We start from the raw sequence: 23987 nt of genomic DNA, 5'->3' as shown, positions 1-23987 counted from the left end.
CCAGCGGCTGGGCCGGACCGCGGAGCGGGGTTTACGGCGTGTCCTGCCCACCCACACCGCCCCGCCATCCCACGGAATGGTCGCTTTTGCCGTTGCCGTTGAGGTTACCGGCCAGCGGCCGGCACTACCGCGGGTGCAGGGCGCAGCCCTGCAAAGCCCCCCTTCCCCATACCCCGCCGAATGGGTATACAGTCGACCCATGCCGGCAGCGTGCCGGAATGAACCCTGGGAGGGGACCATGCGCAACACCTTCAAGACCCTGCTGCTGGCACTGCCGCTGTGCCTGGCCGCCCTGTCGGCACAGGCCGCCGACGGCGCCGCCGGCCGCTGGAAGACCATCGACGACAAGACCGGCAAGGTGAAGTCGATCGTCGAGATCAGCCAGGCCGCCAACGGCACGCTGACCGGCAAGGTGGTCGACATCCTGCACTCGGACAAGGGCCCGAACCCGGTCTGCGACGGCTGTGAAGGCGCCAACAAGAACAAGCCGGTGAAGGGCATGACCATTCTCTGGAATCTGAAGGCCGACGGCGCCAACAAGTGGTCCGGCGGCACCATCCTCGACCCGGCCAACGGCAAGACCTACAAGTCGAAGATGGAACTGCAGCCCGGCGGCACCAAGCTGGACGTGTCCGGCTGCATTGCCTTCATCTGCCGCGCGCAGACCTGGCAGCGCGAATAAGCCCCCAGGCCCCGCTTCATCCCCGTGACCCGGCTTCGGCGGGGTCACGTCGTTGCGGGCATGCGATACTCTGCGGTTCCCCTCGGCTGCACCCCGCGACCATGACCCGTACCGCGCTCGTCACCACCGCCCTGCCCTACGCCAACGGCCCGCTGCATCTGGGCCACCTGGTCGGCTACATCCAGGCCGACATCTGGGTGCGTGCGCGGCGAATGAGTGGCGGCAAGGCCTGGTTCGTCTGCGCCGACGATACCCACGGCACGCCGATCATGCTGGCCGCGGAGAAGGCCGGGGTCACCCCGGAAACCTTCATCGCCAACATCCAGGCCAGTCACGAACGTGACTTCGCCGCCTTCGGCGTGGCCTTCGATCACTACGACTCGACCAATTCGGCGGCCAACAAGGCGCTGACCGAGCAGTTCTACCTGAAGCTGGAAGCGGCCGGCCACATCAGCCGCCGCTCGGTGGCGCAGTTCTACGACCCGGCCAAGGGCATGTTCCTGCCCGACCGCTACGTCAAGGGCATCTGTCCGAACTGCGGCAGCCCCGACCAGTACGGCGACAACTGCGAAGTCTGCGGCGCCACCTATGCGCCGACCGACCTGAAGGAGCCGCGTTCGGTCATCTCCGGTGCCACGCCGGAAATGCGCGATTCGGAGCACTTCTTCTTCGAGGTGGGCCACTTCGATGCATTCCTGCGCGAATGGCTGGCCGGCGATGTGGCCCTGCCGGGCGTGAAGGCCAAGCTGGGTGAGTGGCTCAATGCCGAAGGTGGCCTGCGCGCGTGGGACATCTCGCGCGACGCACCGTACTTCGGTTTCCAGATTCCGGGCCAGCCGGGCAAGTACTTCTACGTCTGGCTGGATGCGCCGATCGGCTACCTGTCCAGCTTCCAGACCCTGTGCGGCAAGCTCGGCGAAGACTTCGAAGCGCATCTGCGCGCCGGCACCGCCACCGAGCTGCACCACTTCATCGGCAAGGACATCGTCAACTTCCACGGCCTGTTCTGGCCGGCGGTGCTGCATGGCACCGGCCACCGCGCGCCGACCCGCCTGCACGTCAACGGCTACCTGACCGTAGACGGCGCCAAGATGAGCAAATCGCGCGGCACCTTCGTGATGGCGCGTACCTTCCTCGACGCCGGCCTGGAGCCGGAAGCGCTGCGCTACTACTACGCCGCCAAGTCCGGCGGTGGCGTCGACGATCTCGACCTGAACCTGGGTGACTTCATCGCCCGCGTCAACGCCGACCTGGTCGGCAAGTTCGTCAACCTGGCCAGCCGCTGCGCCGGCTTCATCAGCAAGCGTTTCGACGGCCAGCTGGCTGCGCAGCTGCCTGATGCGGCGCAGTACCAGCGCTTCGTCGACGGCCTGGCACCGATCCGTGAAGCCTACGAGCGCAACGATCCGGCCGCGGCGATCCGCCTGACCATGACCCTGGCCGACGAAGCCAACCGCTACATCGACGACGTCAAGCCGTGGGTGATCGCCAAGCAGGATGGCGCCGACGCGCAGCTGCAGGCCGTGTGCAGCCAGGGCCTGAACCTGTTCCGCGTGCTGGTCACCGCCTTGAAGCCGGTGCTGCCGGCCACCGCTGCGCAGGCCGAGGCCTTCCTGGCCGCGCCGGTGACCGACTGGACCGAACTGGCGCAGCCGCTGCTGGGCCATCGCATCACCGAGTACACCCCGCTGTTCACCCGTATCGACCCGAAGAAGATTGACGCCATGATCGACGCCTCCAAGGACACCCTGCAGCCGGCCGCCGCTGCCGCCCCCGCCGCCAAGACCGACGCCGCCAAGCCGGCCGCACCGGCACCGGCACCGGCACCGGCCAAGGACGAAGCCAAGGGTGCCGATGCGCCGGCCTACATCGGCATCGACGATTTCGCCAAGCTCGACCTGCGCATCGGCAAGGTGCTGGTCTGCGAGTTCGTGGAAGGTTCTGACAAGCTGCTGCGCTTTGAACTGGACGCCGGCGAGCTGGGCAAGCGCCAGATCTTCTCCGGCATCCGCGCCAGCTACGGCGAGCCGGAGAAGCTGGTCGGCCGCAGTGTGGTGTTCATCGCCAACCTGGCCCCGCGCAAGATGCGTTTCGGCCTGAGCGAAGGCATGATCCTGTCGGCCGGTTTCGACGGCGGCGCGCTGGCGCTGCTGGACGCCGACAGCGGCGCGCAGCCGGGCATGCCGGTCCGCTGATGCCCGCAGCGGGCGTGGTTGCGGCCACGCCCGCCGGCAGCACCGGCCTCGGGGCAACGCGATGGGAGGCAACGGAATGGAACTGGCGCTGTTCGACTTCGACCACACCGTGACCACCTGCGATACCTATGGCCGTTTCCTGCGCCGCGTGGCCACCGCCGAACAGCTGGCACAGGCGTGGTGGAAGGTCGGCCCGTGGCTGGCCGCGTACAAGCTGAAACTGATCTCGGCCGAGCGCATCCGCGCGCGCGTCACCCGTTTGACCTTCAGCGACCGCCACAGCGATGACATCGCCACGCTGGCCGCCGGCTTCTCGCGTGAGTTCCTGCCCGACGTGGTGCGCCCGGAAATGCTGGAGCAGATCCGCTGGCACAAGGAACAGCAGCACACCGTGGTGATCGTGTCCGGCTCGCTGGACCTGTATCTGCGGCCGTGGTGCGAACAGCTGGGCCTGCAGTTGATCTGCAACCGGCTGGAGAGCCAGGACGGCCGTCTCACAGGTCGCTATGCCGGTGGTGACTGTGGCCCGCGCAAGGTCGAGCACATCCGTCGCCAGTTCGATCTGTCACGCTACGTGCGCATCCATGCCTACGGTGACAGTTCCGAAGACAAGCCGATGCTGGCGCTGGCCCACGAGCGCTGGTTCCGTGGCAAGCCCTTGAAGTAACCCCAACGCGCAGCCTTCGCCACGCATGAGCCTGATTCCTCCCCTTACCGAACGCCTCGACCGCCTGCTGCCGCAGACCCAATGCGGGCAATGCGGCTACGACGGCTGCCGCCCGTACGCGCAGGCCATGGCGCGCGGCGAGGCAGGCGTGGACCGCTGCCCGCCGGGCGGCGACGCTGGCGCGCGCGCACTGGCGCAGGTACTGGACGTACCCGCCATTCCGTTTGATCGTTCGCGCGGCGAGCACAAGGCGCCGCAGGTGGCATTGATCGTGGAAGCCGACTGCATCGGCTGCACCAAGTGCATCCAGGCCTGCCCGGTGGATGCCATCGTCGGTGGCGCCAAGTACATGCACACGGTCATTGCCGATCTGTGCACCGGTTGCGAGCTGTGCATTCCACCGTGCCCGGTGGATTGCATCGAGCTGGTGCCAACGTAGCCACCAGACCAACCGGCAGTCGAGCGGCGGGGTAGAGTCGACGGTTGCGCCTGCTCTTCGTTCCGGCGGCGCAAAACCCCGCGCTGCGCGCGATAGTCGACTAACCGTCGACTCTACCCTCCGCTGGTGGGACCTGACCTTGCCTGCCGCTACGGTACCGCCGCCGTCACTACGATCTCGACCTTCCAGTCAGCGTGGGCCAGCTTGGCCTCGACCGTGGCACGCGCCGGGGTCGCACCCTCGACCACCCACTCATCCCACGCCTTGTTCATGCCGTCGAAGTCGGCCATGTCGGCCAGGAACACCTCGGCGCGCAGCACGTGCTGGCGGTCACTGGCGACCAACGCCAGCAGCTTGTCGATTTCTGCCAGCACCTGCCGGGTCTGGCCGGTGATGTCCTGGCTGGTGTCTTCCGGAATCTGGCCGGAGAGATAGGCGACCTTGTTGTATACGGTCATTTCGGACATGCGCGGTCCGACGTCGTAACGCTCCATCATGGGCGTGGCTCCTGCGGTTGATCAGGCCTGCATTGTCCTCCAAACCGGTCGACGGTGGGTGCACGGGCATCCTCCGCGACACGTCACTACCGGGCTCCGACGGTCTCACTGGTCAAATGACGATGACAGGCGCACGATGCGCCACGCCCGCGTTGACACCGCCCTCGCCCCTCCTGCAGCACCCTTGCGCCGATGACCGCCCCCGTCGATTCCACCACTGCCTCTTCCACGCCAACCTGGAAGCGGGTTGCCACCATCATCATTCCCCTGCTGATCCTCGCCCTGGCCCTGCACGGCCTGGCCAACGAGTTCGACGAGCACGGCTATCGCGCCATCCGCCAGGCGTTCCGGCAGCTCAGCGGCACGCAGATCGCGCTCACCGTGGTACTCGGCCTGGCCAGTTACGCCTGCCTGATCGGTTTCGATGCCATCGGCCTGCGTCGCAGCGGCATCCGCGTGCACCCCGCGCGCGTCGGCATCACTGCATTCCTTGCGCACACGCTGGGCCAGACCGTGGGTTTTGCCGCGTTGACCGGCGGCGCGGTACGCCTGCGCGGCTACCGCAGCGCCGGCCTGGACCTGGCGCAGATCGGCCAGGTGGTGCTGATGAGCACGCTCGGCTTCGTGTTCGGTGCATGGCTGCTGATCAGTGTGGCGCTGTGCATGGAACCGGCTGCCGCAGCCTTGGCGCTGCCGCTGGATCCCAATGCGGTACGTATCGTCGGCATCGTCGCGTTGCTCGCCTACCTCGCCACGGTGCTGCTGGTCGGCCGCGATGGACGGCAGTTCAGCGTATTCGGTCATGCGTTGTGGCTGCCCGACCGCCGCACCATGATCGGTGTCACCGTGCTCAGCGTGATCGAACTGGTGCTGGCCAGTGCCGCGTTCTACGTGCTGCTGCCGGACTCCACGCCCACCGGCCTGCCAGGCTTCGTCGGGCTCTACCTGGTGGCAGTGCTGGCCGGCTTGGTCTCGACGGTTCCCGCGGGCCTGGGCGTATTCGAATGGAGCCTGTTGAAGCTGTTGCCACAGGTGGCACCGGCTGCGGTGCTGGCGGCTGCACTGATCTACCGCGTCACCTACTACGTACTGCCGCTGGTGCTGGCCACGCTCCTCGCGCTCGCGCCGGCACTGCGTCAGCCGCTGCAGGCCAGTGCCGGCGCAACCCGCGCCGGCTGGAACGCGCTGCGCCCGTGGCTGCCGCAGATCATCGCGCTGGCGGTGTTCAGCATCGGCGCCGCGCTGGTCATCGACGGCACGCTGCCGACGCCTCGCCGTCACCTGGTCAATGCCTCGCTGCCGATCCTGGAGACATCCCATCTGATCGGCAGCCTCAGCGGCGTTGCACTGCTGCTGATCGGCCAGGGCCTGGCCCGGCGCAGCCATGCGGCGTGGATGCTGGCGATGGCAGTGTGCGTGATCACCCCGCTGCCGCTGTGGCTGCGTGGTGGCCAGCTGTTGATCGCGGTCTCGGCAGTGCTGGTGGCGATGGCACTGTGGGCCGCACGCCGCGAGTTCTACCGCCAGGGTGCCCTGCTGGACGAAGCCTGGTCGTGGCCGTGGCTGCGCAATCTCGGCCTGGTGCTGGTTGCGGTCACCTGGCTGCTGTTCTTCACCTATAGTCATGTCGAATACCAGAACGAGCTGTGGTGGCAGTTCGCGGTGTCGGGCAATGCACCGCGCGCACTGCGTGCGTTGCTGGTGGTCGCCATCGCGCTGGTGATGTTCGGCCTGGCGCGGCTGCTGCACAGCACGCGCAGTCCGCTGCCAGCCGCCGATGAGGCCACGCTGCAATCACTGGCGCCGGTACTGGCCGGTGCCACCGATACCCAGGCCTGCCTGGTACTGACCGCCGACAAGGCGGTGCTGCGCGATGACGCGAAACAGGGCTTCGTGATGATGCAGCGCTACGGCGGTTCGCTGATCGCGATGGGCGATCCGGCCGGCCCGCCTGACGTGGCGCGTGCGTTGATCTGGCGCTTCCGCGAGGAAGCCGACCGGCTGGGCCTGCGCCCGGTGTTCTACCAGGTGGGCGAGACCTACTGGCAGACCTACCTCGACCTGGGCCTGGGCCTGGTCAAGCTGGGCGAGGAAGCGATGGTGCCGCTGCATGACTTCGGCCTGGAAGGCCGCGAACGCGCCGATCTACGCCAGGCCTGGAATCGGGGCAAGCGCGGTGGCCTGTCCTTCCGCGTGGCACCGGTGGAGGAAATTCCCAGCCTGCTGCCGCGCCTGCACGCAATTTCCAATGCATGGCTGGAAGACAAGGCCGGCGACGAGAAGGGCTTCTCGCTGGGCAGCTACGACCCGGATTACCTGGTGCGCTTCCCGGTGGCGCTGGTTGAGGCCGAGGGCCAGATCGTGGCGTTCGCCAACCTGTGGCAGGCACCGGCCGGCGCCGAGCTGTCGGTCGACCTGATGCGCCACGTCAACGAAGCACCGAAGGGCACGATGGACTTCCTCTTCATCGAACTGTTCCTGTGGGGCCGCGCGCAGGGCTATGCGCGTTTCTCGCTGGGCATGGCACCGTTGTCCGGGCTGGCACAGCATCGGCTGGCCGGTCGCTGGAACCGACTGGCCGGTCTGCTGGCGCGGCACGGCGAACGCTTCTACGGATTCAGTGGCCTGCGCCGCTTCAAATCGAAGTTCGATCCGCAGTGGCGGCCGCGCTATCTCGCCGCGCCCGGCGGCATGCATCTGCCGGCCGCGCTGCTGGATGCCACGCGCCTGATCTCGCTGGATCCGCGGCGTAACTGAAGCCCTGAGCCGCCGGGCATGGCCCGGCGCTGCCGGCTCGCACTGGTGGGTGCGAACCGTTGGTTCGCACGCCCTCCGCTTTACGCGCCGCCCCTGAGGATCACTTCGGCGAGGCGGTCGTAATCGCCACCGAAATGGTGATCGCCCGGCAGCTTCACCTTCCTCACGCCGTCATTGGCCCGCAGATCCGGGCACAGCGCGTCCTCATCCTTGTCGCCGTACACGCACAGCGTTTTTTCCGCCGGCAGCCTGGCCACTTCCGGTGCGATCGGCAGGCCGTCGCCGCCACCGCCCAGCCAGTTGCTGACATGGAATTCGAAGTCGGCCTTCCTGCCCACCGACAGCAGCACGATGCGCTCCAGCGCCTCACGGGTGCCGACGTCGAGCTGGTTTATGGTGGCCGGCAGCACGTCGGCGCCCTGCGAGAAACCGATCAACATCACCTTGTCGCGGCGCCATTGCTGGCGGTAGTGGTCGATGATCTTCTGCAGGTCGCCCGCAAAGCCCTTCGGTGTGCGCTCGCTCCAGAAGTAGCGCAGCGAATCGATGCCGACGACCGCCACGCCATGCTCGTTGAGTGACGACGCCACGTTCTTGTCCAGGCCAGCCCAGCCACCGTCACCGGAGACGAACACCGCCAGCGTATCGCCGCTGCCGGTCGCCGGCATTTCCACCACGGGCAGGCCCTTCAGTGCAGCAGGCGGCGGTGCCAGGCTGACGCCGGCCTGCGCGCCGATCACCCGTGCCGCAGCCACCAGGCCCGGTGACGCATCACCGCGCGCGGTGCGCTTGAACTCGCGTGCCATCGCGACCTGCTGCACGAACGCGCTGGCCTGGCCGACCTTGCAGCCGCGGTCACCGGCCGCGCTCAACCACGGAAAATTCAGTTCGGCCGGCTGCAGCCTGTCGTGCTTCACACCATCGCCGCAGACCATGCGCTGGTGGTTGTGGTCCGGGCAGAAGCCGGTGGTCAGTACACCGGCGAACACCTGGGTATCGGCCTGCGCTGCCAGCGAATAGGCCATCTCGGCACCTTCGCCATCACCGCCGACCAGCGGCAGGTAGTAACCGGGCAGATGCAGCGAGGCCTGCAGCCAACGTGAGAAATTCTCGACGTCACCGGAACCGAACGAACAGGTCGGGTCCCCCTCGCGCTTGAGCACACCGCGCAGGTGCGCAATGTCCACTGCCGCGACCAGCGCGCCATCGGCACGCAGGGCCTCGATCGGCAGGCGGCTGGTGTCACCACCGGCCGTGGGTTCGTGGAACCAGATCACCACCCGTTGCGGCGTGCCGGATGGCATGTGCACCGGAATCTGCTCGAACCGCCCATGGCTGAACTGCTGCGGGGTCACGGCCGCCGTTGCCGGCAGCGCGGCCAGCGCCAGTACCACACCCATTGCCCTGCCCAGCCCTGCACGCTTCATATCGCATCCCCGATGGAATGCGCACACGATACGCCGCCGCCGCGTGCACGGCACGTACCGGCGCAGGCCGTTGGGGATTCAGTAGGCCGCGGCCCGACGGCTGCGACGGTACAGGGCCATCGCCAGATACAGCAGCCAGCCAACGATCACCGCGATCACCACTTTCTGTCCCAGCCCACGCGGTGGTCCACCACGCCACAGCACATGCAGCCACAGCAGCACAAAGGCCAGCCATGCCCAGCCCCAGAGCAGGCCCGCAGCGGACTGCCAACCCGGTTCGCGGCGCAGATACCAGGCCTGCAGCAGCATGCCGACGCTGGCACACAGGAACGCCGTGTTGGCTGCCAGCCCATGGATGAACGGTGCCAGCAGCGGTGTTGCTTCAGGCAGCCAGCTGTCGCCGATGGCGACCGTCGCCAGCCCCAGCGCGGAAACCGTGAACAGCAACGGTGCGGCCGCACTGCGCCGCGGGCCGATGCTGCCGCGATACAGCGCAATGCCAAGCGCCGCAATGGCCAGCGCCAGCAGGCAGTAGGCAGCGCGCAATGCCAGCCCCCACGGCCCGTGCAGGTACAGGCTCAAGGTCGCCCGCACCCAGTCCAGATCACTGCGCGCGACCTGGGTCCACAGCGCGGTGGCCACGAACAGCACCAGTGCCACCAGCGCCAGCACCGCCGCCGGGCGTGCACGGCTCATGGTGCGGCCTCTGGATGCCGCGTCTTCCACTCGGCCAGCGCCTTGCGGTAGCGCTGCAGCTCATCGGAATACAGGTCCAGCACACACAGCGGGCAACCACTGCCGCAGCATTCGTTGGGGCCGGGTTCTTCCGGTGGCAGCGGGCGGGGATCGGGATCAGGGACGGACACGGTCGGAAACGGCAATCATTGGAAACAGGTCACCAGTGTACCGGGCCGGCTCAAACGCCCAGCTGACGTCGCAGGTTGTCACGGGCGGCCGCGTCCAGGCGCTGGTGGAAGAACTCGCTGAGGAAGATCCGCGGAGCGCGCAGCAGGCCCTGCAGGAAGCGGCGACGGCCGGCACGGTACAGGAAGCCCGGCACCACCCCTTTGTATTCTTCGGCCACGCCACGGTCATAGGCAGCGAACACCGGCTCCGGCGCGGCCAGGATGGCCATGTCGCAGTCCAGGAACAGCGCCGCCTCGGCATCCACATCCTCTGGACCAAGCGCGCCGTGGCGGGCGGTCAGCAGGATCAATTGCTCCACGCGAGCGGCGTCGACAGTGGCAAGCTCTGGCGCCTGTGCGATCGCCTGCAGAGCCAGCTGCGCCGAACGCGCCTCGTTGTCCTTGCGCCCCGCCTGATAGATCGCATCGTGATAGAGCACGGCCAGATAGATCTCGGCCGGCTGCTTCCAGCCGGGGCCGTCGGCGACCTCCTGGCAGTGCTGCAGCACCGCGCGCACATGGCCGAAGTGGTGGTAGGCCCGTGGCGGCGTTGCATAGCTGTCCTGCAGCGCCTGCCACTGCGCCGGGGCAAGCGTCAGCGGTGAGAAGTCCATGACCGGATCATCCCGCCTGCGCCGGCGCCGGGCAAGCTGGCGGTTTTTTCACCACGCACTCACAACGCTTGCCGGGCGGGGCCCGGAGCCAGTTGTCCACAGCTTTGTCGAGCGCTGGTCCACACCGGTTGTGGATGAACGCGGCGCCGACCAACGGTCGCTGCAGCCGGACATCCATGGGCATACACTCGCCACAGGCGGGAGCGCCCGCCGCTGCCGGGAACCGTCATGTACCGTTCTGCCGCCCATTGCCTCGCTCTTTCGCTGCTGGCCTTCTGTGCTCCTGCCTTCGGCGCAGGCCAGGCACCGCCCGCCGATGTGGTGACGACCCCGACCATCACCGTGTCGGCCGCACGTGTGCCGACCCCGGAAGAAGTGTTCGCCATTCCCGCGGACCTGCGTGCGATGCTCCAGAAGCAGGTGATCCAGCGCAGCTACTCCCGCGACCAGCGGCTGCAGGCGCTCGTGGAGATGATCTTCGACCAGCACGGGCTGGACCTGCAGTACGACGCCAATGCGACCTACACCGTCAGCGATATCTGGCAGCACCGCCGCGCCAACTGCCTGGCCTTCACCCTGCTGTTCGTGACGCTTGCGCGGGAGGCTGGCATCCAGGCCCGCGTGCAGGAAGTCGGGCAGGTGGTGTCCTGGTACCAGGACCAGGACGCGGGCGTGGTCTACAGCGTCGGCCACGTCAACGCCGGTGTCGACGTCGGTGGGCGCTTCGGTACCGTCGATCTGGACCGCAATGTGCTCTATGACCGCCGCGGGCCGGTTCCCGTCAGCCGTGCGCGGGCGTTGGCGCATTTCTACAACAACCGGGGTGCGGAGCGCCTCGCCGACGGTGATTTCGTCGGCGCGCGTGCATTCTTCGACGCGTCCCTGGCTCAGGACAGCGGGTTCGCTCCGGTGTGGAACAACCTCGGCGTGCTCGACCACCGCGAAGGCAACAACGAGGCGGCGCGGCAGGCGCTGGACCGATCGCTGCAGCTGGAAGGCCGCCAGGATGCCGCACTGACCAATGCCTCCGCGCTGTTCCGCAGCCTGGGCTTGACCGCGCAGGCACAGTCACTTGAGCGCCGGTTGAAGTCGGTGCAGCGCGAAGACCCGTTCGCGCAGTACATGTTCGGCGCCAAGGCCGAACGTGCCGGCCAGCTGGACCAGGCGATCCGCTATTACCGGCAGGCCGTGCGCCTGTATGACACCGCGCATCAGTTCCACTTCGGGCTGGCACGGGTCTATTTCCTGGCTGGCCAGCTCAAGCGCGCCGATCGCGAACTGCTGCGTGCGCAGGAACTGGGGGGCGCGCCGGAGCAGGCGCGCTACCAGGCCAAGCTGGACAGCCTGGCCCGCTGGCGCGCGCAGCAGCAGGCCAAGCGCTGAAGGCGATCAGGCCTTCTTGAGGAAGCAGGTCTTCAGGACCAGGCCCTTGATCTTGTCCGAGTTGCCTTCGATGTGCTCGGCGTCATCCTCGACCAGGCGGATGTTGCGGATCACGGTGCCCTGCTTGAGCGGGATCGAGGAGCCTTTGACCTTCAGGTCCTTGATCACGGTGACGGTGTCGCCGGCCTGCAGGGTGTTGCCGTTGCTGTCACGCACGACCAGGGTGGAACCGGCGCTTTCCTCGGCGGTCCATTCGAAACCGCAGTCGGCGCAGATCCACAGCGCACCATCGGCGTAGGTGTTTTCCAGGGTGCACTGCGGGCAGGCGGGGGCAGAAGACATCAGCAAGTACCTCAAAGTGAATCAACAGCCGCCATTGTAACCGCCTGGCTCCCTGCCCTTTTCCGGCCAGCGCCCGGCGGCTCGCATGACCCGATCCGGAACCCCCATCCAGAACAGAAGGCCGCAGGAACTTGCAGTCGGCGACGAACTGCAGCAGAGTGCGCGGCCCCTGATCGCCCCCGGAACTCCCCATGCGCCTCGGCATCGACTTCGGTACCAGCAACTCCGCCGCCGCCATCGTGCATGAGGGGAAACTGCTGCCGATCCGCTTCGGCGACGCCGAGCAGTTCCGCACCAGCGTGTACTTCCCTGGCGTGGTGCCCGACCCGGACGACTTCCAGCTCGACGCCGGCCAGGAACACGAGCTGCAGCAGATGATCGACAGCGCCGCGCGCGCGGCCCGCGCCGCCGGCCAGGAACGCACGCCGCAGGCGCTGCGCCGCGAAGCCCTGCGCGCACTGCGCCGGGAATGGATGGAAGCCCGCGCCGGCAAGGAACGCAGCGCCAGCGACCTGCTGCAGAACGCGGTCTACGGCGACGACGCGCTGGAAGCCTATTTCGAGGAACACGAAGGCAACCTGGTGCAGAGCCCGAAGTCGATGCTGGGCTACAACCTGCACCCGCGCGCGAAGCAGACCATCACCGGCATCGCCGCGCACATCCTCGAGCACATCCGCCTGACCGCCAGCGCCCAGCTTGGCCAGCCGCTGCGTGCCGCCCTGCTCGGCCGCCCGGTGCAGTTCCGCAGCTCGATCGGCGCGGCCGGCAACGATCAGGCACTGGACATCCTGCGCGAAGCCGCCACCCAGGCCGGTTTCGACCAGATCGATTTCCTCGAGGAACCGGCCGCGGCGGCCATGCATTACCACGCCGAAAGCCGCGAGCGGCACCAGGCGGTGATCGTTGACATCGGCGGCGGTACCACCGATATCGCCCACGCCGAGGTTGGTGGCGATGCTGCGCCGCGCATCCACCGCGCCTGGGGTATCGCCCGTGGCGGTACCGACATCGATCTGGCGCTGAGCCTGTCCAGCTACATGCCGCTGTTCGGCCGCGGCATCACCCGCGTGCCCGCCCACCACTACGTGGAAGCCGCCACCGTGCAGGACATGACGCGCCAGCGCGACTTCCGCCAGCACAAATACGACCATGTCGACGAACCGTGGGGCGCGCGCCTGCAGGCCCTGCAGGACACCGGCAACACCGCCCGCCTGTACCGTGACGTCGAACGCGCCAAGATTGCTCTCAGCGCCGCCAGCGAACACCGCAGCACGCTGGACTACATCGCCCGCGACCTGCATGCCGACAGCAGCGCCGACGGCCTGGCCGCCGCCGCCCATGGCTACCTGGAGCAGATCCGCGAGCTGCTGGCCCAGGTCCGCAGCGACATCGGCGGCGACCCAGACGCGGTGTTCCTGACCGGCGGCATGTCCCGTGCCGGCTACCTGCGCCAGGCCGTGGCCGAGGCCTTCCCGGGGGCCCGCATGGTCCACGGCGAGCCCTCGCTGGGCGTGGTCCAGGGCCTTGCGCTGGCGGCAGCCAGCCAGGATTAACAAAACGTTACGCGGTCTAAGTTACTCTTGGTCGGCTAGAACCACGCTGCACCTTCCGCCGGCCACGCCGGTGTGTGTTCACAGTGCAGCCTGGCCCGCCCCGCGGGCCTAGCGGCCATGCCTTCCTGGCTCGTTCATGGTCCGCGCAGCACCTGAGCCGCCATCGAGACCCGCTTTGGGCACCCGCCAGGCCCCTGTGGCCTTACAACCTGACGCAGCACCTGCACCCATCGACTGCCGCCGTTGTGACGCGGTCTGTTGCCGGCTGCCCGTGCTGCTGCAGCCCGGCGACCACGTGCCCGGCCAGTTCCTGTCACGCGACACCCACGGCCGTGCCGTGATGGCGCGCAACGAGGAAGGCTGGTGCGCGGCGATCGATCCCTATCACCTGCGCTGCACGATCTATTCGCAGCGCCCGGCGATCTGCCGCCAGTTTTCGATGGGCGGCGATGACTGCCGCCGCGAGCGGCAGGACTACCTGCGCCAGGCCGATGCCTGGGCGCTTTCCTCCCCTTCCACCTGACAGGAGCAACCATGCCCCGCAAGGCAAAGACCCCCGCGAAGGCCAGCAACAGCATCCGCAGCGAACGCAAGGGCGCGGCCGCCAGCACAGTGGTCAGCAGCGATTCGATCGCTTCGGACCTGGCAGCGTTCCGCAAGGCCGGTGGCAAGATCGAAGTCCTCGGCACCACCTGGGCACTGAAGAAAGCCAGCTGACCCAGTATCGACCGCGGCGGCGCTGCCGCCGCGGCCTGCCGGATCGCGTTCAGCGGTCCAGGCGTACCCGCACACTGCCCGAATGCGACTGGATGCGGATGTCACCATCACCGCCGCCCAGACGCGTATCGAGGTGGCTGCCCGGCCCATAGCGCGGCCGCTCCACCTGCCCGGCGTCACTGTTGATCGAACCACTGAAGCTGTTCACCGACAGCTGTGCCGACACCGTGCGCGGCAGGCTCAGCGTGACCGAGGCACTGACCGATTCGACGTTGATGCGGCCGCCGGGAGCCAACCCGGCCGCTGCCAGATCGATGCTGCCCGAGACGGTCTCCACCGCCAGCCGCTGCACGCGCCCGGCGTCCACCTCGACCCGGCCGGACACCGTCTGCGCACCGATATCACCGGACACGCCGCCGCCGGCCTCGATCCGGCCACTGACCGTGTTCACGTCCAGCTTCGGCGTCTGCAGGCGTGCGCTGACGCTGCCACTGACCGTGTTGAGCTTGCTGTCGCCACTGCGGCCAGCCGCGCTCAGGCTGCCGCTGACCGTGTCGGCCTGCAGCCGTCGCACATCGATGCCACTGATGTCCTGGCTGGCGCTGACCGTGCTCAGCAGCAGCTCCACCGAGCGCGGCACGTTCAGTACCAGCGTCGCGCCACCATTGCTGCTGCGGCGCGGGTATTCGATCTCCCAGCGCACACGGTTGGCACTTTTCTCCTGACGCAGCTGCAGGCCGTCGCTGAGCGTGCCGGTGAGCTGCACGTCATTGCGGTCCCAGCCACGCACGGTCACCTTGCCGGCCACATTGCTCAGCTCGATGCGACCGCCCGCGGCCAGGGTGTGGCGCTCGTCGATGCGGGTGTCGGCCAGCGCCACGGCAGGGGCCAGCAGCAGCGCGACACAGCAGGAAATCAGGGTTCGGGTCATGGGGGTCTCCTCAGGTCGTCAAGCCGGACTCGGCGGCATAGGCCGCCTGCCGGGTCAATTCCAGCCGCAGCGCGTAGGTGCGCTTGAGCTGGCCAAGCAGGTGCGGCGCACGCGGGTCCTGCGCCAAGGCGGCACGGATCTGCGCTGCGCTTTCATCCAGTTCGTGCAGCGCCGGCTGCCATTCCGGCGCCCGCCCATCGGGCAGCGAAGCGACGGCCTGCTGGTACTGCTCGGTCATCACCGCCGCCTGCAGCTGCAGGGTAGACGGCACCGGCGCGTCCGGCTGCGCATGGCGCCACGGCGCCACCGCGTAGAGCACCAGGCTGGCCGCCAATGCCGCACCGACCGGCAGCCACCAGCGACGCCGCGAGCGCGCTGGCAGGGCCACCACGTTGTCGCCCGGCGCAGGTGCCGCCTGCGGTTCACGCGGCGGCAGCTGCGCCGACAGGCGTGCCCAGCCATCGGTGGGTACGCCGCGTTCGGTCGGCAGCGCGCGCAGCCGGGCCAGCAGATCGTGGTCGGAATCGTGGTCGTGTGTACTCATGTCATGTCTCCCAGCCGTGCGCGCAACAGGCCGCGCGCACGATGCAACTGTGCCTTGGAACTGCCGACGGCCATCTGCAGCTGTTCGGCGATTTCCTGGTGTTTCCAGCCTTCGATGTCGTGCAGTACCAGTACCGCACGTGCCCGTGGCGGCAGTGTCGACAGTGCCCGTTCGAGGTCGCGCTCGGTGCCGGCGCAACGATCGTGCACTGCCAGCTCCTGCAACCCTCCGTCCACTTCGTCGAGGCTGTCGTGATCCTGCCCGCCCGCACGTCCGCGCAGCTCCATCAGTGCCGCGTTGACGCCCAGCCGGTGCAGCCAGGTCGACAGGCTGCTCTCGAAACGGAAGCCCGGCAGCGCCTTCCACGCCTGCAGGAACGTTTCCTGCAGCGCGTCCTCGGCGCGTGCCTGCTGGCCGCCACACAGCCGCCACAGCACAGCGAATACACGGGGCGCGTGGCGCCGGTACAGCAGTTCATAGGCAGCGGTATCTCCGGCGGCCGCCGCCCGCACCAGGGCGGGTTCATCGACGGCGTCGTTGGCGGCAGGCGGCGCGGGCATGGTGGTGTCGAGCATATCGCTTGGATGCGGCGACCCGGGAAAAGGTTTAGAGCCGATCGATGATCGATGGCATGCAACCTTTTGGGTGGCTGCTGCATCCATGAAAGGTCCTTCGCGAAATTGCCGTCCAGGAGTCCTGCCATGTCCAGCCCATCCTGCGCCGCCCTGCTGGTGATCACCGCCTGTGTCCTGCTGCAGGCGCTGGGCCTGTCACTGCAGCTGCGTCCCGACAATGGCCGCGCCTGCCTGCAGCAGCACCGCCAGGAGCTGGTGTGCGTGGCCTGGAACCCGGCGGTCGAATCCCCCGCACGCGCCGGGTAACATCAGGGGCCGCTCCCGCCGCCTGTTTTCGCCCCATGATGTTGTCGCTGAAGGATCACCTGCCCACCTGGACCCACCCGTGGTTGAACTACGCCGGCGTCGCCCTGCAGATCGTACTGGTGCTGCTGGTCGCATGGCTCCTGCGCGTGCTCGCCCGTCGCCTGATCCGCCGCTTCGCCGAGCACTACACGCTGCCGCCAGAGATGGTGATGGGTGCGCGCCGGATCACCAGTTTCGTGGTCTATTTCAGTGCCCTGCTGTACATCCTCAGCCTGCTCGGCGCGAAGCCGTCGGTGCTGTGGACCGCGTTCACCGGCTTTGCAGCCGTGGGCGCGGTGGCCTTCTTCGCGGCGTGGAGCGTGCTGTCCAACATCTTCTGCACGCTGCTGATCTTCACCACCCGCCCGTTCCGCCTGCACGACTACATCGAGGTGCTGGAAAACGGCGAGAAGCCGGGCCTGAAAGGCCGGGTGATCGACGTGAACCTGATCTACACCACGCTGCAGGAGACCGGCGACGGCCACGAGGGCACGGTGCTGCAGCTGCCGAACAACCTGTTCTTCCAGCGCACGGTGCGCCGCTGGCGCGACCCGGCGCAGGCCCCCGGCGGCATCCAGGGCGACGGCTGAGGGTGGTTTTCGGCAGGGCTGCGCCCTGCACCCGCTAAAGCCGTCAAGCCAAGGCAACAGCAACAGCAAAAGCCGGCATTTCGTGGGTTGGCGGTGTGGATCCGGTTGCTACGCAACGGGCTCTGACCCCAATTTGACTATCGATATCTGACAGATTTCATCCACGCATGGCGTGGATCTACTCGATCGCGGAGATCTGTCAGAGGCGGGACGGTGTGGGTAGGCAGGACCGTTGGCGCCATGGATGGCGCCATCGAGCCCTCATGGAAGGGTTTACGGCGTGTCCTGCCTACCCACACCGTCCCGCCTACCTACGGAATGCCAGCTTTTGCTGTTGCTGTTGCCTTGGCTTGAAGGCTTCGGCAGGTGCAGGGCTGCAAGCCCTGCCGAACAACCTTTACCTCAACTGGCTGTCCTTGCTGCCACGCCGGTTGTAGCCGGCATGCGCCTGCGCTTCGTCGTCATGCGCCTGCTGGCACGCCACGCACAGCCGTACCCCGGGCACGGCCTGGCGCCGCGCCAACGGGATCGGCGCGTCGCATTCCTCACAATGTTCCAGACCAGGCCCCTCGCGCAGCTGGCGCCGCGCGCGGGCGATCGCATCGTCGACGGTGGCGTCGATCTGGTCCTGGACCGCGCCGTCTCCCGCCCAACCGGTGGCCATGGCCATCCTCCGCAGGTGTGTCGCCTGATATGGGGACGATACACCGCGCAGTAAACGGTAGCGCCGGGCCGTGCCGGGCGGGCCTTCAGCAAGCTGAGCAGAAGGCAGACGGGCCGGATCAAGCCGATTGCGGCTTAATCCCCTCCGTCCCCTTTTTGGCTTACCAGACCAGGTCGTCCGGCACCTGGAACTGGGCGTAGTAGGCGTCGTCTTCGGCGTTGCCGGTGGAGATTTCTGCGGTCGAGCCTGGCTGGCCGTGGTCGACGATGATCGCTTCCGGGGCACGTTCACGCACCTTTTCGGCGGCAGCGCGCGGCAGCAACGCGTAGCTCTCGCCGTGGGCGACGATGACCAGCACACCCACCGACAGCGCCTTGCGCAGCTTGGGGTCGATCAGCAGGGTGCGGATCGCCGCGCCGTCGCTGAATCGGTACTCGTCGTCGCCCTTGTGGGGCACGGCATGGGTGCTGATGATCTGCTTGGCCTGGGCCTTCTGTTCAGCCTGCCTGGCCTGGGCATTGCGCTCGGCGGCCAGTGCGCGGTCGCGCTCGACCTTCTCGGCGCGGGCCCGTTCAGCCTCGCGCTGGACCTCGGCCGAGGTCGATTCGGCCTTGCCCTGCCGGGCCTTGGCCTGCGCGCTCGCGGCAGCGCTGGCCTGCGACTTCTTGGCCAGGCCGGCCTTGAGCAATTGTTCCTGCAGCGCGTTGGGCTTTGCCATGGTCGATGCGTACCGCGTGTAATCTTGGATGTCCCCATTCTACCGACGCCCCGCCGCCCCTGCATGGCAGTCCTGAAGTACCTCACCGGCTATCCCGAACCCCTGGTCGCCCAGGTCAGTGAACTGCTGGCGCAGGGCAAGCTCGGCCCCTGGCTGCAGCAGCGCTATCCCGATCCGCACGAGGTGCGCAGCGACCGCCAGCTGTACGACTACACGCAGGAGCTGAAGGACCGCTACCTGCGCAAGTCGGTGCCGCTCAACAAGGTCTGCTACGACAACACGCTGGAAGTGATCAAGCACGCGCTGGGCACCCATACCGCCATCTCCCGCGTGCACGGCGGCCGCCTCAAGGCCAGCCGCGAGATCCGCATCGCCACCGTGTTCCGCCAGGCACCAGCGGCGTTCCTGCGCATGATCGTGGTGCATGAGCTGGCCCACCTGAAGGAAGCCGATCACAACAAGGCCTTCTACCAGCTGTGCCAGCACATGGAGCCGGAGTACCTGCAGCTGGAGTTCGATACCCGCCTGTACCTGACCGAGCTGGCCAACCGCGGCCAGCGCTGACCGGCCGCAGCGGCTACACTGCGCGCCCCCTGCCTGACCTTTCCGCCATGGAACCGATCCGTCTCGACAAACGCCTGTCCGCCCTGCTCGGCATCCCGCGCGGTGAAGCGCGGCGCTACATCGAAGGCGGCTGGGTCAGCGTCAATGGCGAGGTGGTCGAGCAGCCGCAGCGCCCGGTCGATGACAGCGCGGTGATCGTCGTGGCCGAGCAGGCCAGTGATGAAAAGGCCGAGCGGGTCAGCATGCTGCTGCACAAGCCGGCAGGCGTTGCCGCTGAAACCCTGTGCGCGCTGGTCAGCAGTGACAGCCGCAGCGAACTTGATGCCAGCGACATCCGTCCGCTTCAGCGTCACTTCCACGGCCTGCAGCTGGCCGCCTCGCTTCCGGCCAGCGACAGCGGCCTGGTGGTGGTCAGCCAGGACCCGGCCACGCTGGCCCATCTGCAGCGCAATCTGGGCCGCACCGAACAGGAATACCTGATCGAAGTGGCCGAAGGCGGTCCCGAGCGCGGCCCCTGGCTGATGGCGCGGCTGCAGCAGGAATCGGGCGGCGCCAAGGTCAGCTGGCAGAGCGAGCAGCGCCTGCGCTTCGCCGGCAAGGGCCTGACGGCCAAGGGCCTGCGCGTGGCGGTCACCGCTGCCGGCCTGCAGGTCGCGGCCGTGCGTCGGCTGCGGATTGGCCGCGTGGCACTGGGACCGCTGCCTGCGGGGCAGTGGCGTTACCTGGGCAGCGACGAGCGCTTCTGACCGCGAAGTCCCTGCCATCCACGCATGGCGTGGATCTACGGCGATAGGTCTGTTGGCTTTCATCCACGCACGGCGTGGATCTACCATCGGGGCATGAGCCTGCCCAAGCCCCTGTGGCGACGCCTGCTGCGCGTCGCTGCGATCATCCTCGCCGCGCTGTTGCTGCTGGTCCTGTCCGGGCTGCTGCTGGCCGACCACCTCACCCCGCAGGCACAGGGCGCACCCTCGCATGTGCTGCCACTGCAGCCGGCGCAGACCCGCATCGACCAGCAGATCGTGCCGCTGCAGGACGCACACCCCGGGCAGTCCGGCGTGGCGTTCCTCAGTGATGGCATGGATGCCTTCGCCGCGCGCGCGATGATCACCGCGCACGCAGGCCGCAGCCTGGACCTGCAGTACTACATCTGGCACGACGACCTGATCGGCCATCTGATGGCCAAGGCGCTGTACGACGCCGCCGAGCGCGGCGTGCGCGTGCGCATCCTGCTTGACGACATGAACGCCAAGGACAAGGACGCGTTGATGATGGCACTCGATGCGCATCCGAACATCGAGATCCGCCTGTACAACCCGTTCCGCAACCGCAGCGGCATCGCGCGCACGCTGGAGCTGGTGCAACGCGCTTTCAGCGTGAACCACCGCATGCACAACAAGAGCTGGATCGCCGACGGCCGCATCGCGATCGTCGGTGGCCGCAACATCGGCGAGGAATACTTCAGCGCGCGCGACGATGTGAACTTCCAGGACCTGGACCTGGTGGTGGCCGGCCCCGCCGTGCAGCAAGCCAACCAGATCTTCGACGACTACTGGAACAGCAGCACGGCGATCCCGATTTCCGCACTGGCCTCGTATACCGATGCACAGTTGCAGCAGCTGGTACGGCAGTCGGACCTGGATGCCATGCATGCCAAGGCACAGCCCTACCTGCAACGCGTGGCCGAGTCGCGCGCGCTGCAGCGGCCCAGCCCGGAACCGCTGCACTGGAGCGCGAACGTGCGCATCGCTTCCGATCCGCCGATGAAACACCGCGATGACGATCGCCGCGGCTGGCTGGTCAGCCGTCTCAGCGACGAATTGCGCAGCGCGCGGCGCAGTGCGCTGTTGATCTCGCCCTACTTCGTGCCCGGCAACGAGGGGGTCGAGGCGCTGTCGGCGCTGGCCGCACGCGGCGCGCAGGTGGGCGTGGTGACCAACTCACTGGCCGCCAACGATGTGGCAGCGGTACACGGCGGCTACATGGGCTACCGGGTGCCGCTGCTGAGGGCCGGCGTGCAGCTGTACGAACTGAAGGCACATGGCCAGCTGGATGCCAGCCTGTTCGGCAGCAGCGGCGCCAGCCTGCACACCAAGGCATTCGTGGTCGATGATCGCCGCGGTTTCGTCGGTTCGTTCAACCTCGACCCGCGTTCGGCCTACCTCAATACCGAAATGGGCGTGCTGTTCGATGACCCGGCGCTCGGTGCACAGCTGCGCGACGAGTACCTGCGCCTGGCCGGTCCGCAGCACAGCTGGTGGCTGGCGCTGGGGCGCGATGATGACCTGCGCTGGCTGGAGCGGCAGCCACCGCCGCACTGGGTGGAGGCCGAACCCGGGGCCAGCCTGGGCAAGCGCTGGACCGCGCGGGTGATCAGCTGGCTGCCGGTGGAATCGCAGCTGTAGCGCTCAGGGCGCAGGACCCGCCTCTTCCTGTCCGGTGTCATCCCGTGTTTCCACGCTGCGCCCATGCAGGCGCCGCCAGATCCAGCGCAGGGCATGCGGCGGCGCCGAAGGCAACTGTTCAAGCAGGGCCAGCATGCGGCTCTGGCTGGCATGTCCGTGCCGGCACAGCAGGCTGGCCGCTGCGGCCGTGCTGGCCAGGCGCAGGCTGTCGGCCAGCGGGCCATCCGCCTCGGGCGCCAGCGCCTGGTGCACCGGCTCGGGCAGCTCCCAAGCCGCAGCCACGCGTTGCGCCAACGGCAGCGACCACTGCTGGAGCAGCTGCAGCGCCAGCGCCGGTTCCACCGTTTCATCGCGTGCCTGCGCTTCCTGCAGCAGCTGGCGCATCACCAGTGCGGCCCCCAGCCCCTGTACCAGGCCCAGCCACTGGGCGGCGAAGGCATCGCCGAAAGTGACCGTGCGCGCGTGGTCAGCGGCTGCGCGCGAGGCCAGCAGTGCGTGCTCCCAGATGATCGTGCTGAACTGCGGAAACACCTCGCACTGCACCTGCATCACCGGCTGCACCAGAACTGCGCTGATGATCTGTCGCACGCCTTCGGTACCGACCAGCGTCACCGCCCGCTGCAGGCTTTCCACCGGGCGCTCGTGCACCTTGTAGGCCGGGCTGTTGGCGATGCGCAGCAGGTTGCCGGTCAGCACCGGGTCCTGGCCGATGATCGCCGCCATCACCCGCGCCGACGCAGCATCGTCGTTGACCGTCTGGATCAGCTGCGGCAGCAGTTGCGGGCGGCGCGGCAGCTGACGGGCCGCCCAGTCCCGGTCCTGCAGCGCGCGCGCCACCGCCTCGCCCAACCCCGCAGCCTGCACCGCTGTGGATTCACCGGCCAGGCGCGGGTACAGGGCCAGCGCATGCAGGCCACGCTGCAGATGTGCAGCGATCTCGGCCGAAGGCAGAGCCTCGCCCTGCAGGCTGGCCGCAGCCGCCGCCACCGCCTGCCGCGACGCCGCCGCCAACCGGGACGGTGCCGTCCCGGTCGAGCGCGCCAGCCAGCCACGCAGTGATCGCCACCAGGCCGGCGTCATCGCCGCCCGCCCTGTCGTTGTGGTGCCCTTGCCGTCACTGACCGCCCTGCCTCTTCACGCGAATCCGGCCACCCGCCGTCGTCGCAGCATCGGCCGAACTTTCATCTTCTTTAACCGGAAGGCCACCGATGTCGACGGCACCGGCCGGGGGAATGGACTAGAATGGCGCCGCGCGACCCGTCCCCCTGCACCGACGACGTCGCTTTTTTTGTTTTGGGACCCTACCGTTCACTGGCCGTTCGCTGCAGTTCGCCGCTGATCGCGCCATCGGAGACGCCATGCTATTCGAAACCCTCGCCACCACCGGCCACGAACAGGTGGTGTTCTGCCACAACCACGACGCCGGCCTGAAGGCGATCATCGCCATCCACAACACCACCCTCGGCCCGGCCCTGGGCGGCGTGCGCATGCGCCCCTACGCCAGCACCGACGAGGCGCTGGCCGATGCGCTGCGGCTGAGCCGGACGATGACCTACAAGAATGCGCTGGCCGGCCTCAACGTGGGTGGCGGCAAGGCGGTGATCATCGGCGACCCCAAAGTGGACAAGACCGAAGTGCTGTTCCGTGCCTTCGGCCGCTATGTCGATTCACTGGGCGGGCGCTACATCACCGCCGAGGACGTCGGAACCGACGTCAACGACATGGAGAACATCTACCTGGAAAGCCAGTTCGTGACCGGCGTGCACCAGGTCCATGGTGGCTCCGGCGATCCCGCCCCGTTCACCGCCTACGGTGCGCTGCAGGCACTGATGGCGTCGATGCGCTTCAAGTTCGGCCATGAGGAAGTGGGCAAGACCAGCATCGCCGTGCAGGGCCTGGGCCACATCGGCATGGAACTGGTGAAGCTGCTGCGCGACCGCGGTGCCAAGCTGTACGTCACCGACCTGGACAGCGCGCTGGTTGATCGCGCGGTCAGCGATTTCGGCGCCGAAGCGGTCAAACCGGATGAGATCCACGAGGTGAACGCCGACGTGTTCGCACCGTGCGCGCTGGAAGGTGCGATCAACGCCGACACGCTGCCGCGGATCAAGGCGAAGATCATCTGCGGCACCGCCAACAACCAGCTGTCGAGCCTGGAAATCGGCGACGAGCTGCATGCGCGCGGCATCCTGTATGCGCCGGACTATGCAGTCAACGCCGGTGGCGTGATGAACGTGTCGCTGGAGATCGATGGTTACAACCGCGAACGCGCAATGCGCCTGATCCGCAGCATCTACCACAACCTCACCCGCATCTTCGAACTGTCGCAGCGCGAGAACATCGCGCCGCAGCGTGCCGCCGACCGCATCGCCGAAAGCCGCATCCTGTCGATCGGCAAGCTGAAGATGCCGCTGGGCCGCAGCACCCCGCGCCTGGGCAACCTGCGCGGCGGTTGAACCTGCCGATGTCGCGC

At 67.8% G+C, this 23987-nt stretch carries 27 protein-coding genes; 15 read left to right on the top strand and 12 right to left on the bottom strand.

Translation table 11 applies throughout. From position 1 onward, the window contains the following. The first annotated feature begins 238 nt into the window (after positions 1-238). The 4 genes from R1L06_RS15860 to rnfB all read left to right on the top strand — a co-directional run bounded on the left by R1L06_RS15860 (position 239) and on the right by rnfB (position 3983). The gene (locus R1L06_RS15860; protein WP_032130402.1) at positions 239-682 is read left to right on the top strand and encodes a DUF2147 domain-containing protein; all 444 of its coding nucleotides are present in this window, start codon (positions 239-241) and stop codon (positions 680-682) included. Positions 683-783: 101 nt separating this feature from the next. Then, positions 784-2877, top strand: coding sequence for a methionine--tRNA ligase (gene metG, locus R1L06_RS15855; protein ID WP_182266497.1), 2094 nt, complete (start codon positions 784-786; stop codon positions 2875-2877). A 76-nt stretch (positions 2878-2953) separates the two neighbouring features. Next, a complete protein-coding gene (locus tag R1L06_RS15850; protein ID WP_049463206.1) occupies positions 2954-3544 on the top strand; it encodes an HAD family hydrolase in 591 nt (196 codons plus the stop codon). A gap of 25 nt (positions 3545-3569) precedes the next feature. Beyond that, complete coding sequence (gene rnfB / locus R1L06_RS15845; protein ID WP_080291848.1) at positions 3570-3983, top strand: Rnf electron transport complex subunit RnfB; 414 nt, start codon at positions 3570-3572, stop codon at positions 3981-3983. Between the two features lie 149 nt (positions 3984-4132). On the opposite strand, the gene R1L06_RS15840 is transcribed toward rnfB, so the two are convergent. Beyond that, positions 4133-4480, bottom strand: a complete 348-nt coding sequence (locus R1L06_RS15840; protein ID WP_005410556.1) for a RidA family protein — start codon at positions 4478-4480, stop codon at positions 4133-4135. 192 nt (positions 4481-4672) lie between these two features. Between R1L06_RS15840 and mprF the strand changes: the two genes are divergently transcribed. Continuing rightward, positions 4673-7237 carry a bifunctional lysylphosphatidylglycerol flippase/synthetase MprF gene (gene mprF, locus R1L06_RS15835; protein ID WP_317218173.1) on the top strand — a complete coding sequence of 855 codons (2565 nt, stop codon included), beginning with the start codon at positions 4673-4675 and terminating at the stop codon, positions 7235-7237. An 80-nt stretch (positions 7238-7317) separates the two neighbouring features. Here the strand turns inward: mprF and R1L06_RS15830 are convergent, their stop codons facing one another. The 4 genes from R1L06_RS15830 to R1L06_RS15815 all read right to left on the bottom strand — a co-directional run bounded on the left by R1L06_RS15830 (position 7318) and on the right by R1L06_RS15815 (position 10183). Further along, the gene (locus R1L06_RS15830) at positions 7318-8664 is read right to left on the bottom strand and encodes a virulence factor family protein (RefSeq protein WP_317218172.1); all 1347 of its coding nucleotides are present in this window, start codon (positions 8662-8664) and stop codon (positions 7318-7320) included. A gap of 78 nt (positions 8665-8742) precedes the next feature. Further along, the gene (locus R1L06_RS15825; RefSeq protein WP_317218171.1) at positions 8743-9360 is read right to left on the bottom strand and encodes a DUF998 domain-containing protein; all 618 of its coding nucleotides are present in this window, start codon (positions 9358-9360) and stop codon (positions 8743-8745) included. Beyond that, entirely contained in the window at positions 9357-9530 is a 174-nt protein-coding gene (locus R1L06_RS15820) for an oxidoreductase-like domain-containing protein (RefSeq protein WP_049398321.1), read from the bottom strand. Before R1L06_RS15820 ends, R1L06_RS15825 begins: the two co-directional genes overlap by 4 nt. Positions 9531-9580: 50 nt before the next feature. After that, positions 9581-10183 (bottom strand): HD domain-containing protein, encoded by a 603-nt coding sequence (locus R1L06_RS15815; protein ID WP_125893954.1) that lies wholly within the window; start codon positions 10181-10183, stop codon positions 9581-9583. Between the two features lie 228 nt (positions 10184-10411). Here R1L06_RS15815 and R1L06_RS15810 point away from each other — a divergent pair, with 228 nt between their 5' ends. Continuing rightward, positions 10412-11566, top strand: a complete 1155-nt coding sequence (locus R1L06_RS15810; protein WP_317218170.1) for a tetratricopeptide repeat protein — start codon at positions 10412-10414, stop codon at positions 11564-11566. A gap of 6 nt (positions 11567-11572) precedes the next feature. On the opposite strand, the gene R1L06_RS15805 is transcribed toward R1L06_RS15810, so the two are convergent. Beyond that, positions 11573-11908, bottom strand: coding sequence for a zinc ribbon domain-containing protein YjdM (locus R1L06_RS15805; RefSeq protein WP_010482882.1), 336 nt, complete (start codon positions 11906-11908; stop codon positions 11573-11575). Positions 11909-12099: 191 nt separating this feature from the next. On the opposite strand from R1L06_RS15805, the gene R1L06_RS15800 reads away from it, so the two are divergent. The 3 genes from R1L06_RS15800 to R1L06_RS15790 all read left to right on the top strand — a co-directional run bounded on the left by R1L06_RS15800 (position 12100) and on the right by R1L06_RS15790 (position 14178). Then, the gene (locus tag R1L06_RS15800; protein WP_032129362.1) at positions 12100-13461 is read left to right on the top strand and encodes an Hsp70 family protein; all 1362 of its coding nucleotides are present in this window, start codon (positions 12100-12102) and stop codon (positions 13459-13461) included. 229 nt (positions 13462-13690) lie between these two features. Continuing rightward, complete coding sequence (locus R1L06_RS15795) at positions 13691-13984, top strand: YkgJ family cysteine cluster protein (protein WP_053462562.1); 294 nt, start codon at positions 13691-13693, stop codon at positions 13982-13984. A gap of 11 nt (positions 13985-13995) precedes the next feature. Continuing rightward, positions 13996-14178, top strand: coding sequence for a hypothetical protein (locus tag R1L06_RS15790; RefSeq protein ID WP_005410566.1), 183 nt, complete (start codon positions 13996-13998; stop codon positions 14176-14178). Between the two features lie 49 nt (positions 14179-14227). On the opposite strand, the gene R1L06_RS15785 is transcribed toward R1L06_RS15790, so the two are convergent. From R1L06_RS15785 to R1L06_RS15775, 3 genes are read right to left on the bottom strand one after another with little or no spacing between them, the layout of a single operon-like run. Then, positions 14228-15109, bottom strand: coding sequence for a DUF4097 family beta strand repeat-containing protein (locus tag R1L06_RS15785; RefSeq protein ID WP_032129361.1), 882 nt, complete (start codon positions 15107-15109; stop codon positions 14228-14230). A gap of 10 nt (positions 15110-15119) precedes the next feature. Beyond that, the gene (locus R1L06_RS15780; protein ID WP_285302907.1) at positions 15120-15653 is read right to left on the bottom strand and encodes a hypothetical protein; all 534 of its coding nucleotides are present in this window, start codon (positions 15651-15653) and stop codon (positions 15120-15122) included. Beyond that, positions 15650-16228, bottom strand: a complete 579-nt coding sequence (locus R1L06_RS15775; protein WP_317218169.1) for an RNA polymerase sigma factor — start codon at positions 16226-16228, stop codon at positions 15650-15652. The genes R1L06_RS15780 and R1L06_RS15775 overlap by 4 nt, the downstream gene beginning before the upstream one ends. A 126-nt stretch (positions 16229-16354) precedes the next feature. Here R1L06_RS15775 and R1L06_RS15770 point away from each other — a divergent pair, with 126 nt between their 5' ends. Further along, positions 16355-16534, top strand: a complete 180-nt coding sequence (locus tag R1L06_RS15770) for a hypothetical protein (protein ID WP_049398314.1) — start codon at positions 16355-16357, stop codon at positions 16532-16534. Between the two features lie 35 nt (positions 16535-16569). Beyond that, on the top strand, positions 16570-17163 hold the full coding sequence (locus R1L06_RS15765) for a mechanosensitive ion channel domain-containing protein (protein ID WP_317218168.1): 594 nt from the start codon (positions 16570-16572) through the stop codon (positions 17161-17163). A gap of 397 nt (positions 17164-17560) precedes the next feature. On the opposite strand, the gene R1L06_RS15760 is transcribed toward R1L06_RS15765, so the two are convergent. Both R1L06_RS15760 and R1L06_RS15755 read right to left on the bottom strand, forming a co-directional pair. After that, positions 17561-17827: a DksA/TraR family C4-type zinc finger protein gene (locus tag R1L06_RS15760; protein ID WP_032129365.1), complete on the bottom strand. Its 267-nt coding sequence runs from the start codon at positions 17825-17827 to the stop codon at positions 17561-17563. A gap of 160 nt (positions 17828-17987) precedes the next feature. Beyond that, the gene (locus R1L06_RS15755; protein WP_253145025.1) at positions 17988-18545 is read right to left on the bottom strand and encodes a DUF2058 domain-containing protein; all 558 of its coding nucleotides are present in this window, start codon (positions 18543-18545) and stop codon (positions 17988-17990) included. 63 nt (positions 18546-18608) lie between these two features. Between R1L06_RS15755 and R1L06_RS15750 the strand changes: the two genes are divergently transcribed. The 3 genes from R1L06_RS15750 (at position 18609) to R1L06_RS15740 (ending at position 21514) form a co-directional block, all read left to right on the top strand. Beyond that, positions 18609-19109 (top strand): M48 metallopeptidase family protein, encoded by a 501-nt coding sequence (locus R1L06_RS15750; RefSeq protein WP_005414217.1) that lies wholly within the window; start codon positions 18609-18611, stop codon positions 19107-19109. A 47-nt stretch (positions 19110-19156) separates the two neighbouring features. After that, complete coding sequence (locus R1L06_RS15745; protein WP_032129355.1) at positions 19157-19855, top strand: RNA pseudouridine synthase; 699 nt, start codon at positions 19157-19159, stop codon at positions 19853-19855. A 93-nt stretch (positions 19856-19948) separates the two neighbouring features. Next, positions 19949-21514 carry a phospholipase D family protein gene (locus R1L06_RS15740; protein WP_317218167.1) on the top strand — a complete coding sequence of 522 codons (1566 nt, stop codon included), beginning with the start codon at positions 19949-19951 and terminating at the stop codon, positions 21512-21514. A 3-nt stretch (positions 21515-21517) separates the two neighbouring features. On the opposite strand, the gene R1L06_RS15735 is transcribed toward R1L06_RS15740, so the two are convergent. Further along, positions 21518-22594 (bottom strand): HDOD domain-containing protein, encoded by a 1077-nt coding sequence (locus R1L06_RS15735; protein WP_317218166.1) that lies wholly within the window; start codon positions 22592-22594, stop codon positions 21518-21520. A gap of 278 nt (positions 22595-22872) precedes the next feature. Here R1L06_RS15735 and R1L06_RS15730 point away from each other — a divergent pair, with 278 nt between their 5' ends. After that, positions 22873-23970, top strand: a complete 1098-nt coding sequence (locus R1L06_RS15730; protein WP_010482852.1) for a Glu/Leu/Phe/Val dehydrogenase dimerization domain-containing protein — start codon at positions 22873-22875, stop codon at positions 23968-23970. Positions 23971-23987: the final 17 nt, after the last annotated feature.

Origin of the sequence: Stenotrophomonas mexicanensis (assembly GCF_032911605.1) — a bacterium.
GTDB classification, from domain to species: Bacteria; Pseudomonadota; Gammaproteobacteria; order Xanthomonadales; family Xanthomonadaceae; genus Stenotrophomonas; species Stenotrophomonas maltophilia_A.
The sequence above is the reverse complement of the archived record's forward strand: the minus strand, read 5'-3'. Positions and strand labels throughout refer to the sequence as shown.